At 63.7% G+C, this 12371-nt stretch carries 9 protein-coding genes; 7 read left to right on the top strand and 2 right to left on the bottom strand.

What is annotated here, in order from left to right; translation table 11 throughout:
• Positions 1–172: 172 nt before the first annotated feature.
• Positions 173–2191 carry a thioredoxin domain-containing protein gene (locus tag NP503_RS17445; RefSeq protein WP_127271099.1) on the bottom strand — a complete coding sequence of 673 codons (2019 nt, stop codon included), beginning with the start codon at positions 2189–2191 and terminating at the stop codon, positions 173–175.
• Positions 2192–2255: 64 nt separating this feature from the next.
• On the opposite strand from NP503_RS17445, the gene mnmE reads away from it, so the two are divergent.
• The 5 genes from mnmE to NP503_RS17420 all read left to right on the top strand — a co-directional run bounded on the left by mnmE (position 2256) and on the right by NP503_RS17420 (position 8384).
• The gene (gene mnmE, locus NP503_RS17440; protein ID WP_127272526.1) at positions 2256–3587 is read left to right on the top strand and encodes a tRNA uridine-5-carboxymethylaminomethyl(34) synthesis GTPase MnmE; all 1332 of its coding nucleotides are present in this window, start codon (positions 2256–2258) and stop codon (positions 3585–3587) included.
• Between the two features lie 474 nt (positions 3588–4061).
• A complete protein-coding gene (mnmG, locus tag NP503_RS17435) occupies positions 4062–5942 on the top strand; it encodes a tRNA uridine-5-carboxymethylaminomethyl(34) synthesis enzyme MnmG (RefSeq protein ID WP_127269179.1) in 1881 nt (626 codons plus the stop codon).
• A complete protein-coding gene (rsmG, locus tag NP503_RS17430; RefSeq protein ID WP_127269178.1) occupies positions 5939–6571 on the top strand; it encodes a 16S rRNA (guanine(527)-N(7))-methyltransferase RsmG in 633 nt (210 codons plus the stop codon). The genes mnmG and rsmG overlap by 4 nt, the downstream gene beginning before the upstream one ends.
• Before the next feature lie 52 nt (positions 6572–6623).
• Complete coding sequence (locus NP503_RS17425; RefSeq protein ID WP_081738757.1) at positions 6624–7424, top strand: ParA family protein; 801 nt, start codon at positions 6624–6626, stop codon at positions 7422–7424.
• 69 nt (positions 7425–7493) lie between these two features.
• Entirely contained in the window at positions 7494–8384 is an 891-nt protein-coding gene (locus NP503_RS17420) for a ParB/RepB/Spo0J family partition protein (RefSeq protein ID WP_127272527.1), read from the top strand.
• A 243-nt stretch (positions 8385–8627) separates the two neighbouring features.
• On the opposite strand, the gene holA is transcribed toward NP503_RS17420, so the two are convergent.
• Positions 8628–9674 (bottom strand): DNA polymerase III subunit delta, encoded by a 1047-nt coding sequence (holA, locus tag NP503_RS17415; RefSeq protein WP_127271610.1) that lies wholly within the window; start codon positions 9672–9674, stop codon positions 8628–8630.
• A 447-nt stretch (positions 9675–10121) separates the two neighbouring features.
• Between holA and NP503_RS17410 the strand changes: the two genes are divergently transcribed.
• Positions 10122–11354, top strand: a complete 1233-nt coding sequence (locus NP503_RS17410) for a 3-methyl-2-oxobutanoate dehydrogenase (2-methylpropanoyl-transferring) subunit alpha (protein WP_127272764.1) — start codon at positions 10122–10124, stop codon at positions 11352–11354.
• Between the two features lie 3 nt (positions 11355–11357).
• Positions 11358–12371: an alpha-ketoacid dehydrogenase subunit beta gene (locus tag NP503_RS17405; RefSeq protein ID WP_127271317.1), complete on the top strand. Its 1014-nt coding sequence runs from the start codon at positions 11358–11360 to the stop codon at positions 12369–12371.

Below are 12371 nucleotides of genomic sequence, written 5' to 3'. Positions count from 1 at the left end.
AAGCTCATTGACGGTTGTAGCCGGAGGGGCAGCGGGCGACTTCGCCAAGCCTCGGGCCGGATGGCCATCCGGCCCGAGGCTCAATCGCTTCCATCGCACATAATCATCTCGTGCAGATACAAGGGGCGGCGCCAGCGCCGCAATTTTGGGCTGATCGAGCAGTGCGTTGCCCTTATAGCCCTCGCAACAATCGTTCCAACTCTTCAGCATCCGTCACGACCGGTAAACACACCTGCCCAGTACACAGCCATGCACCCGCCTCGTTGGTCGGCGGCAGGATTCCGCCAGGCAGCAAGGGTCGATTCGTACCCGTACCGATCGGCAGGACAATGTCGACGCGGCGTGGGTCCGGACTTCGATTCGCAACCGGAACGAGCTTTGGATCGTCAAGCGCATCGACGATGACCAGTTTTAGCGGCTCGATCGCCAGCGCGCAGGCGTTGACGATGCCGGCTTGGCCATAGGCCTGGTGGGCCGCGCGGCCGGCGGCGTGCTCGGCAACTTGCCAGGCCCTTTCCTGCAGCTCGAGATCGCCCGTGACGGAGGCCAGCCGGACCAGTGCCTCGATGATCTGGCCGGTGGCGGACGGAATGGCCTCGTCGACATCGCCGCGGATGCGGATCGGCACGTCGGTGCTGTCCGAGGCGGTCAGGTAATACCCCGTCTTTTCGGTATCGGCGTGCCAATGGTCGAGCTGCTTGATAAACTGGCCGGCCTGGTCGACATAGCTCCAATTCCCAGTGGCCTCGAACAGCGAGATCGCTGCGTTGGCCATGGCGGCATAGTCGCTGGACAAAGCAGGGAATAGTTTTCTGGCGCCGAGCATCGAATGCGGCAGACGGCTGTCGCGGCCGGCGGTGCTGATGTGGGCAAAGGCCTTTGCCGCCGCATCGATCCAGTCAGGCCGCGCCAGCGAACGGCCGGCCTCTGCAAGCGCTGCGATCATCTGGCCGTTCCAGTCGGTGAGGGTCTTTGCGTCAAGACCGGGCCTGACCCGCTGTTCCCGCACGGTGAGGAGTTTCGCCTTGAGCGGGCCGAGCTCTGCGCGATCGATCACATAGTGCGATTGCTGGGACAGGGTTTGGTGGACGACCGGCTTGCCTTCCCAGCCGTGCGGGCTGGAGAGCGTGAAGTGCTTGAAAAACAAGGCAGAATCGTCGACGAGGGCGGCCTCGATCTCGTCTTGGCTCCAGGTGTAGAACAGTCCTTCCTCGCCGTCGCTGTCGGCATCGAGACTGGCGGCAAAGGCGCCGCCGTCAACGCGCATCTCGCGCAGCAGCCAGCCGATCGTCTCTTCGATTCGGACCCGGAACAACCCGTTGCCGCTTGCGGCATGGGCCCAGTTGCAGAAGCGGATCAGCTGGGCATTGTCGTAAAGCATCTTTTCGAAATGCGGCACCAGCCATTCGGCGTCGGTCGAGTAACGGCTGAGCCCGCCGCCGATATGATCGTAAATGCCGCCGCTGACCATCTGTTCGAGGCTGTTGAGAACGTCGTCGCGATGGCTGGCGTTGCCGTCGCGCAGCCAGGACAGCCACAGCGTTTGCATGAACGGCGCATTGGGGAATTTCGGCGCGCCACGCAAGCCGCCCAGATCGCGGTCGATCATGCCGTCTATGCCCTTGGCAAGCTCAGCCAGCGTGTCGCGATCGAGCCCTGTTCTCGCGTGCAATCCGGCGAGCCGTGCCTGGACATGTGTGGTCAGGCCGTCGGCGCTCTGGTTGAGGCTCGCCCGCTTCTCGCGCCAGGCCTTGTCCACCGCCTCCATCACCTGGATGAAACCGGGGCGGCCATAGCGTGGCTCGCGCGGAAAGTAGGTGCCGCCCCAGAACGGCTTGCCGTCCGGCGTCAGGAACATGGTTAGTGGCCAGCCACCCTGCTCGCCCATCGAGGACAGCGCCGCCATATAGATCTGGTCGATGTCGGGGCGTTCCTCGCGGTCGACCTTGATATTGACGAACAGACGGTTCATGACGGCGGCGACACCATCGTCCTCGAAGCTTTCATGCGCCATGACGTGGCACCAGTGGCAGGCGGCATAGCCGACCGAGAGCAGGATCGGCCTGTCCAGCGCCTTGGCCTCCTCGAGCGAAGCCGGCGACCAGGCCCGCCAGTGGACGGGATTGCCGCTGTGCTGCTGCAAATAGGGGCTGGCTTCTTCAGCAAGCAGGTTTTGCGCGGGCAGCGTCACTGGGCAAACTCGGGTGCGATTGGCTGATGGGCGTAAAGCTAGGGCGGTTCGGTAGAGCGGGCAAATGATTTCAGGCGATTCCATCGTAGCGCTGTCGAGCGGCCGGCTCCCGGCCGGCGTCGCCGTCATCCGTATTTCCGGCCCGCAGACTCGATTCGTAGTCGAAACGATTGCCGGGGGTATTGTTAAGCCCCGCGTCGCGGTCTTGCGCAGATTCAGGGCGCCCGATGGAACCGTGCTCGATAACGGCTTGGTCGTTTTCTTTCCCAATCCGGCCAGTTTCACCGGCGAGGATGTGGCGGAATTCCACGTTCATGGCGGACGCGCCGTGGTGGCCAGGATGCTGGAGACGATTACTGGTTTCGACGGCGTCAGGCACGCGGAACCGGGCGAATTCACGCGCCGCGCCTTTCTCAACGGCAAGGTCGACCTGGTTGAGACCGAGGCCCTGGCGGATCTCGTCAACGCTGAAACCGAGGCGCAGCGGCGTTTTGCTGTCCAAAATGCCGAAGGCGCTCAGAGCGAACTCTATCTCGGCTGGCGTCGCAGGTTGATTCACGCCCGCGCCATGATCGAGGCGGAGATCGATTTTGCCGATGAAGACGATGTCCCCGGTTCCGTTTCGGATACGGTTTGGTCCGATGTCAAAACTATGATCGGCGAGATCGACCGGCACATTGCCGGATTTCGTGCTGCCGAAATCATCCGTGACGGCTTCGAGGTCGTTATCCTTGGCGCGCCCAACGCCGGCAAGTCGAGTCTGTTCAACGCCCTGGCGCGGCGGGATGCCGCTATAGTAACGGATGAACCCGGCACGACGCGGGATCTGCTTGAAGTGACACTTGATCTCCAGGGGCTGCGGGTCCGGCTTACAGATACGGCCGGGCTGCGCGATGCGCCGGGAAAGGTCGAGGCTATCGGCATCGAGAAGGCCAGGGCCAAGGCGCATGGCGCCGATCTCTTGCTCTTGCTGCAGGACATCGCGAACCCAAGAGATGTCGGCGAGCTGCCGAGTGTGGCGCCGACCTTGCGCGTCGGCACCAAGCTCGATCTGTTGGAAGACCGCGCGGCGAGCGACGCGACGGAGGATTATGCCCTTGTCATTTCGGTAAAGAACGGGACGGGCGTCGAGGAACTGCTGGGGGAAATCGGCCGGCGGGCAGCGGAAGCAGCCGGCAGCGTCGGCGATGTCCTGCCGTCGCGCCTGCGCCACGTCGAATTGCTCGGCGCAGCGAATAGCCACCTGCGTCGCGCAACCGACGGCCGGACTGTCGGGCAGGAATTGCGCGCCGAGGAGTTGCGGCTTGCAGCAGATCGCCTGGGCCGTATTGTCGGCGCCATCGACGTCGAGGACATGCTGGACGTGATTTTCTCGCAGTTCTGCATCGGGAAATGACTCACGTGAAACGATGTGCTCTCGTAAAATGACTCAGTTGTCGATGCAGAGATTTTGATGGACCGTTTGCGGAACGCCCCATCGCTTCGTCATCCACGGGCGGAGCAAGGAGCGTAGCGACGCGGCGCAGACCCGAGGATCCATGCCGCGACTTCTGAGCGCGCGCCACGGTGCAGAATTCTGATCCGCTGTACTCTTTGGCCAAGATCACGGCATGGATCCTAGGGTCTCCGCGACGTCGCTTCGCTTCCTGCTTTGCCCTAGGATGACGAACGTTGCGAACGCTTGGGTAAGACCTTCGAGCAGCGGCAAGGTGCGACTCACGTGAAACATCAGTGCCCCGATGACTCACGTGAAACACACGCGATGGCGGTGCAAGGCTGTTTCACGTGAAACGACTCGCGGAGTTTTCTTGACAGCCAAGCCTCGCGGGGACATGTGTCCCTTTAATCATTCGAGTCTGGGAAGTTTGTGATGACCAATCACTATGATGTGGTTGTGGTGGGCGGCGGCCACGCAGGTTGTGAGGCGGCCAGCGCTGCCGCGCGCGCTGGTGCCAAGACCGCGCTGGTGACGCTGCGCTTTGATACGATCGGGGTCATGTCCTGCAATCCGGCGATCGGCGGGCTCGGCAAGGGCCATTTGGTGCGCGAGATCGATGCCATGGATGGCCTGATGGGGCGCGTGGCGGATGCGGCCGGCATTCAGTTCCGCCTGCTCAACCGCCGCAAAGGTCCCGCCGTGCGCGGCCCTCGTACGCAGGCCGACCGGAAGCTTTATCGCCTTGCCATGCAGGAAGCGATTCGGCAGCAGAACGATCTCGACGTGGTTGAAGGCGAGGTTCTGGATTTTGAGATCGCCGATGGGCGGATCACGGCTGTTCTCCTGGCCGACGGCAGGCGGCTTGGCTGTGGCGCGGTCGTGCTGACGACCGGGACTTTTCTGCGCGGGCTCATTCATATTGGCGAGAGGAAGATTGTCGCCGGCCGCATGAACGAGCAGGCCAGCCTTGGGCTCTCGGCGACGATGGACCGCGCGGGCTTCAAGCTTGGACGGCTGAAGACCGGGACGCCGCCGCGGCTCGATGGCCGGAGCATCGACTGGACGACGCTGGCAAGCCAGGCCGCGGATGCGGATCCGGTGCCGTTCTCGCTGATGACCGACCGCATCACCACGCCGCAGATCGAGTGCGGCATCACCCGCACGACGACGGCCACGCATGAGCTGATTCGCGCCAATCTCGGCCGCTCGGCCATGTATTCCGGCTCGATCGAGGGCGTTGGGCCGCGTTATTGCCCGTCGATCGAGGACAAGATCGTCAAGTTCGGCGATAGGGATGGGCACCAGATCTTTCTGGAGCCGGAAGGGCTGGACGATGATACCGTCTATCCCAATGGGATTTCCACCTCGTTGCCCGAAGATGTGCAGCTCGATATATTGAAAACCATTCCGGGGCTGGAGCGCGCAATCATGCTGCAGCCCGGCTATGCCATCGAGTATGATCATGTCGATCCGCGCGAACTGCATCAGACGCTGGAGACGAAGCGCATCGGTGGTCTCTTCCTCGCCGGGCAGATCAACGGCACGACCGGCTATGAGGAAGCAGCCGGGCAAGGCCTGCTCGCAGGCCTCAATGCGGCGCGGCGGGCGGCGGGGAGCGAGCAAATCGTGCTCAGCCGCACCGAGGCGTACATCGGCGTGATGGTCGACGATTTGACCAGCCGCGGCATCGCAGAGCCCTACCGGATGTTCACGTCACGCGCCGAGTTCCGGCTGTCGCTACGCGCCGACAATGCGGATGAGCGGCTGACGCCTCTGGCGGCGAAACTGGGCATCGCCTCGGCACAGCGCATGCAGCGCTACGGGCAGGTCATGCAAAGCCTGGATGAGGCGCGGGATTTGGCGAAGTCGCTCGCCATGACGCCGAATGAGGCGGCGCGGCACGGGCTGGACATCAACCGGGATGGCGTGCGCCGGTCCGGCTATGAATTGCTGTCCTATCCCGACGTCGATGTCGCTTGGCTGGCCGGCGTCGATCCGCGCTTTGCGGCGATCGAAGGCAAGACCGCGGAGCGCCTCGAGACGGAAGCGAAGTATTCTGTCTATCTCGACCGCCAGAAGACCGACGTGGCGCAGATCCGGCATGAGGAGAGCCGGCTGATCCCCGAGACGGTCGATTTCGCCGGAGTGCCGGGTCTGTCGAACGAGCTGAAGCAGAAAATGCAGGCGCGGCGCCCGCGCTCCATAGCCGATGCCCAGCGCATGGAGGGCATGACGCCGGCGGCGCTGGCGATCATTGTCGCGCATGTCCGCCATGCGGAGAGCGCCCAGCGCCTACAAAAGGATGTTGCGTGAATTCTATGTCCCTGGAGAGCCTGCAGGATGCGGCAGGCCCGGTTTCACGTGAAACATTCGATCGGCTGGTGGCGTTCGAGCAGATGTTCCAGAAATGGAATCGCAGCATCAATCTGGTGGCGCAATCCACGTCGGGCGATGTCTGGCAGCGCCATATCCTGGACAGCGCCCAACTCGGGCGCATAGAACCCGTTGCCACACGCTGGGTGGATCTCGGCTCGGGCGGTGGGTTTCCAGGCCTTGTGATGGCGTTCCTGCTGGCCGAGCGCGACGGCGCCAGCATCGATCTGGTTGAAAGCAATCGCAAAAAGGCATCCTTCCTGCAGACCGTCGTCGGCCAGTTCAGCCTGCCGGCGCGGGTCGTGGCGCGCCGCATCGATGACAGCCATGCGCTGGTTTCGACGCCGCAAATCGTCACGGCGCGGGCGCTGGCTCCGCTTTCGACCTTGCTGGACCTGTCGGCGCCCTGGCTGGTTTCAGGCGCGCGCGGCCTGTTCCACAAAGGCCGGGATTACCGCACCGAAGTGCAAGAAAGCGTTCACCGATGGTCCTTCGATCTGGTAGAACATCCAAGTATGACCGACGTTGGCGGCGTCATCCTGGAATTGTCCAACCTGCGACCTGTCTGATCCGTCACTGACAGGCGATTTGGCGCCCAAAATGAATTTCTGGCATAAACCCATGATGAAGAATGGCCCCCGAATCATCACCGTAGCCAACCAGAAGGGCGGTGTCGGCAAGACGACGACCGCCATCAATCTGGCGACCGCGCTAGCTGCTATCGGCGAAAAGGTGCTGATCGTCGATCTCGATCCGCAGGGAAATGCCAGCACCGGTCTGGGCATCGACCGCAAGGACCGGACGGTGTCGTCCTATGACGTGTTGACCGGCGAGCTGGAGCTGGAAGCCGCGGCCATCCCCACAGCCGTGCCGGGCCTGTCGATCGTGCCGTCGACGCTCGATCTGCTCGGCATCGAAATGGAGATCGCCTCCGCGCCCGACCGGGTGCTCAAGCTGCGCAACGCGCTGCGCGCTGCGACCGAGCGCGGCGCACCCTTTGGCTATGTGCTGATCGACTGCCCGCCATCGCTCAACCTTTTGACGTTGAATTCAATGGCTGCGGCCGATTCCGTTCTTGTGCCGCTGCAATGCGAGTTTTTCGCGCTCGAAGGCCTCAGCCAGTTGCTGGAGACGGTCGAGCAGGTGCGGCGCTCGATCAATCCGGATCTCACCATCCAGGGCATCGTGCTGACCATGTATGACGGCCGCAACAATCTCGCCAACCAGGTCGTGCAGGATGTGCGGGCGCATATGGGCGACAAGGTCTACGAGACCATCATCCCGCGCAATGTGCGGGTGTCCGAGGCGCCGTCCTACGGCAAGCCGGCGATCCTCTACGATTTGAAATGCTCGGGCAGCCAGGCCTATCTGCAACTGGCATCGGAAGTGATCCGCCGCGAGCGCAAGTTACGCGCCGCTTGATGTGGCCGGATGCATAGTCAAGAGCCGATTCGATACCGAAACGATTTGGAATAGCCAACTGGAATAAAGATGAGCGAAGACCTTTCGAGAAAGAGACTGGGCCGCGGACTGGCGGCGCTGATCGGCGAGATTGATCGCCCAGTAGCACCTGAAAAACCGGGCATGAGCGCCGACGGCAAGGTGCCGATCGAGTTCCTGACCCCCAACCCGAAAAATCCGCGCCGGCATTTCGGCGACGCCGAGCTGACCGACCTTGCCCAGTCGATCCGCGAACACGGCGTCGTCCAGCCGGTGGTGGCGCGGCCTTCGCCGACACAGGCCGGACGCTACGAGATCATCGCCGGCGAGCGGCGCTGGCGTGCAGCGCAGCGCGCCGGGCTGTCCGAGATCCCGGTCATCATCCGCGAGGTCAACGATCGCACCGCGCTCGAACTGGCGATCATCGAAAACGTCCAGCGCACCGACCTCAACGCGGTCGAGGAAGCGCTCGGTTATCAGCAGCTGATCGACGAGCACGGCTACACCCAGGCCGATCTCGGCCAGGTGATCGGCAAGAGCCGCAGCCATGTCGCCAACACGCTCAGGCTCTTGAAGCTGCCGGATGTGATCCGCGACATGCTGATCGACGGCGCGCTGTCGGCGGGTCATGCCCGCACGCTGGTGACGGCGGAAGATCCGGCGGGCCTTGCCAAGCGCATCGTCGAAGAAGGACTTTCGGTGCGCCAGGCCGAAGCGCTGGCGCAGATGCCGGCCGGCACCAGCAGCGCCAGGGAAGCCAGGCCGGCGCCAAGTCCTGACGAGAAGGACGCCGACACGCTGGCGCTGGAAAAACTGTTGACCGATACGATCGGCATGATCGTGTCGGTGGATCACAAGGGCAGAGGCGGCACGCTTCGGGTAGCCTATCGCTCGCTGGAACAGCTCGATGAGTTGTGCAGGCGGCTGAAGCAGGAACGATAATTAGCCGGCGAATTATCTTCAGGCCGGATTTTTGGCGAAATCGGCGACGCCGCTAATCTCGCTCCTTGAGGGGGAGATGGCCGGCAGGCCAGAGGGGGTCGCCTCACACCAAGCGCCGGCGCCCTTGCGGAAGACATGAAGACGTAAGGAAGTAAGGAAGTAAGGAAGTAAGGAGGCCAGCGCTCCACGCGCAACGACCCCCTCTGTCGCCTTTCGGCGACATCTCCCCCTCGAGGGGGGAGATCAGCCGCGCTGCGCCAACCGGCTACTCTCCACCGCAATCCCCAGCAGCGCCTGCCGTGCCAGCGCCACGGAAAGGTCCGGCCGCCGTCGTGTCTGCAACACCGCCGTCTGCAGCCGGGTCAACGCGCGGCCGAGCGCGTCGGCGCTCCAGCGCTCCAGTGCCTTCTCGACCAGCTTGCGCCTGGAGAAAAACACCGGCGGGCGGGCGGCGGCAACGACCGAGGCGGCGTTGCGGTTACCGGACTCCATCTGGCCGCGCATGATTTGGATCTGCTGCAACTGCCGCATCGCCGAAGACAGCACCAGGAAAGGCTGGCCGCCGGACTGGCAATGGCGGGTAAAGGCAGTGTCGAAGTCGCCGATCTTGCCTTCGAGAAGCGCGTCGACCGCGTCGTCGAAAGAGGCGCCGGAGACGTCGCCCGACATCGCCTTGACCTCCTCCAGTCCGATCTCGTTCTGGCCATGTGCATAGAGCACGAGCTTCTCGATCTCGCCGCGCGAGGCCAACCGGTCGCCGCCGAGATTGCGGCGCAGCGCCTGTCTCGCCTCCATGGTCATCGACATGCCGGTCTTGCTCAGTTCGGCGTCGATGACGCCGTCGATGTCGCGCGCTTCATCGGCATAGCAAGGCAGCGCCATGGCACTGTCGGCCGCCTCGACGATGGCGCGCAATCCGACGCCTTTCTTGAGATCGCCGGCCTCGATGAGAATGATCGCATCGCGCGCCGGCTCCGCCGTCAGCGCCTTGACGTCGTCGGCCAGCGCCTTCTGGCCGCTGGCATTGCGCACCCACAAAAGGCGCCGATCGGAAAACATCGGCACGGTGCGGGCTTCGTCGAGCAGCCGGCCCTCGTCGCGGTCGACCTCCGAACCCTCGAGCCTGACCACCGAGAAGGGATCGTCGAGCGGCAGGCCGGTCTTGCCGGCAAATGCCTTCGCCCGCTCGGATACGAGGCCGCGATCGGGGCCGTAAAGCAGGACGATCGAAATGCGCTGGTCCGGCTTCGCGAGCCAGCCGTCGACCTCGTAAGCTTTCTTCTGTGCCATGCCGGGTTGGTTAGCATGATGCGGGCGTGGGGTGAACCGGGGTGTGCGTGATCTCCCCCTCGAGGGGGAGATGGCCGGCAGGCCAGAGGGGGTCGGTTCGACTGGATGCGACATTTTATGCGCCGAAAGAAGAAGTTGGCGCTCCATGCGCGGCGACCCCCTCTGTCGCCTTCGGCGACATCTCCCCCTCAAGGAGGGAGATTACGCTTCGCGCTTCCCCAATCACCCTATCTGCCAGCAAACCCGGCTCAATCTTGCGTCTAATTGCGCGCCGGCGCCCAACATCGACAAGAAATTTCGCCGACATATCTTCATCTTGGTGCGTGGGAGGCTGGATCGGCCGGCGCTGCCGGGACCGACGTCCGCAGGCTACCCGACGAATTCGCACTGGCCTGGCGGCGCAGATATGCAAATATCGACACTAGGCAACATTGGAGGACAAAGGTCATGGCCGATGCTGGGATGTTGCGTTTCCACGTTCCGGAACCGGAAGTGCGGCCGGGCGGAACGCCTGATTTTTCCAATGTGCCGATCCCCAAGGCCGGCTCGGTGCCGCGCCCCGAAATCGATGTCGATCCGCGCACCATCCGCGATCATGCCTTCTCGATCATCCGCGTGCTGAACCGCACTGGCGAGGCCGTCGGTCCCTGGGCCGGCCTGCTCTCCGATGAGGAACTTCTGGCCGGCCTGCGCCACATGATGACGCTGCGGACCTTCGACGCGCGCATGCAGATGGCGCAGCGGCAGGGCAAGACCTCGTTCTACATGCAGCATCTGGGCGAAGAGGCGGTGGCTTGCGCCTTCCGCAAGGCGCTGGCGCCGGGCGACATGAATTTCCCGACCTATCGCCAGGCAGGGCTGCTCATCGCCGACGGCTATCCGATGGTCACGATGATGAACCAGATCTATTCCAACGAGGCGGATCCGCTGAAGGGCCGGCAACTACCGGTCATGTATTCGTCGAAGGAGCACGGCTTCTTCTCGATCTCCGGCAATCTGGCGACGCAGTACATCCAGGCGGTCGGCTGGGCGATGGCCTCGGCGATCTCGAACGATTCGCGCATCGCAGCCGCCTGGATCGGCGACGGCTCGACGGCCGAATCCGATTTCCACTCGGCGCTGGTGTTCGCCTCGACCTACAAGGCGCCGGTCGTGCTCAATGTGGTCAACAACCAGTGGGCGATCTCGACTTTTCAGGGCATTGCCCGCGGCGGCTCGGGCACATTCGCGGCAAGGGGGCTCGGCTTCGGTATCCCGTCGCTGCGCGTCGACGGCAACGACTATCTCGCCGTCCATGCGGTGGCCAAATGGGCGGCGGAGCGGGCGCGCAGCAATCTCGGGCCGACGCTGGTCGAATATGTCACCTACCGCGCCGGGGCGCATTCGAGCTCGGACGATCCCTCGGCCTACCGGCCAAAGACCGAGTCCGACGCCTGGCCGCTCGGCGACCCGATCGTGCGGCTGAAAAACCATCTCATCGCGCTTGGCGTCTGGTCGGACGAGCGGCACGCGCAGGCCGAGGCAGAAATCCTCGACACGGTCATCGCGGCGCAGAAGGAAGCCGAAAGCCACGGCACGCTGCATGCCGGCGGCAAGCCGTCGACGCGCGACATGTTCGAGGGCCTCTACGCCGAGATGCCGCCGCATCTCAGACGCCAGCGCCAGCAGGCGGGAGTCTGAGCCATGCCGAGACGGACCATGATCGAGGCCATTCGCGATGCCATGGATGTATCGATGGGGCGCGACGACAAAGTCGTCGTGTTCGGCGAAGATGTCGGCTTCTTCGGCGGCGTCTTCCGCTGCACGCAGGGCCTGCAGGCCAAATACGGCAAGAGCCGCTGCTTCGACGCGCCGATCAACGAATCCGGCATTGTCGGCTCGGCCATCGGCATGGCCGCCTATGGGCTGAAGCCGTGCGTGGAGATTCAGTTTGCCGACTACATGTATCCGGCCTACGACCAGCTGACCCAGGAAGCAGCTAGGCTGCGCTATCGCTCCAATGGCGATTTCACCTGCCCGATCGTGGTGCGCATGCCGACCGGCGGCGGCATCTTCGGCGGCCAGACGCACAGCCAGAGCCCGGAAGCGCTGTTCACCCATGTGTCGGGGCTGAAGACCGTGGTGCCGTCCAACCCGCACGACGCCAAGGGGCTCTTGATCGCGGCGATCGAAGACCCCGATCCGGTGATCTTCCTCGAACCGAAGCGGCTCTACAATGGTCCGTTCGACGGCCATCACGACCGGCCGGTGACGCCGTGGTCGAAACATGAGCTCGGCGAGGTCGCCGACGGCCACTACACTGTGCCGCTCGGCAAGGCGGCGATCCGCCGGCCGGGTTCCGCCATCACGGTGCTCGCCTACGGCACCATGGTCTATGTCGCGCAGGCCGCGGCCGAGGAAACCGGCATCGATGCCGAGATCATCGATCTCAGGACGCTGCTGCCGCTCGACCTCGACACGATCGTCGCTTCGGTCAAGAAGACCGGGCGCTGCGTCATCGTGCATGAGGCGACGCTGACGTCGGGCTTCGGCGCCGAACTGTCGGCGCTGGTGCAGGAAAACTGTTTTTATCACCTCGAAGCGCCGGTTGCTCGCGTTGCCGGCTGGGACACGCCCTATCCGCATGCGCAGGAGTGGGATTATTTCCCCGGCCCCGCCCGTGTCGGCCGTGCCTTGCTTGAAACCATGGGGGCCTGA

This window comes from Mesorhizobium sp. SEMIA396, assembly GCF_024518615.1.
GTDB lineage: Bacteria > Pseudomonadota > Alphaproteobacteria > Rhizobiales > Rhizobiaceae > Mesorhizobium.
The sequence above is the reverse complement of the archived record's forward strand: the minus strand, read 5'-3'. Positions and strand labels throughout refer to the sequence as shown.

What these genes read in the sequence shown, in the direction of transcription:
- mnmE (WP_127272526.1), top strand. Translation starts at nt 2,256, where the DNA reads ATGATTTCAGGCGATTCCATCGTAGCGCTGTCGAGCGGCCGGCTCCCG.
- mnmG (WP_127269179.1), top strand. Translation starts at nt 4,062, where the DNA reads ATGACCAATCACTATGATGTGGTTGTGGTGGGCGGCGGCCACGCAGGT.
- NP503_RS17425 (WP_081738757.1), top strand. Translation starts at nt 6,624, where the DNA reads ATGATGAAGAATGGCCCCCGAATCATCACCGTAGCCAACCAGAAGGGC.
- NP503_RS17420 (WP_127272527.1), top strand. Translation starts at nt 7,494, where the DNA reads ATGAGCGAAGACCTTTCGAGAAAGAGACTGGGCCGCGGACTGGCGGCG.
- holA (WP_127271610.1), bottom strand. Translation starts at nt 9,674, where the DNA reads ATGGCACAGAAGAAAGCTTACGAGGTCGACGGCTGGCTCGCGAAGCCG.
- NP503_RS17410 (WP_127272764.1), top strand. Translation starts at nt 10,122, where the DNA reads ATGGCCGATGCTGGGATGTTGCGTTTCCACGTTCCGGAACCGGAAGTG.
- NP503_RS17405 (WP_127271317.1), top strand. Translation starts at nt 11,358, where the DNA reads ATGCCGAGACGGACCATGATCGAGGCCATTCGCGATGCCATGGATGTA.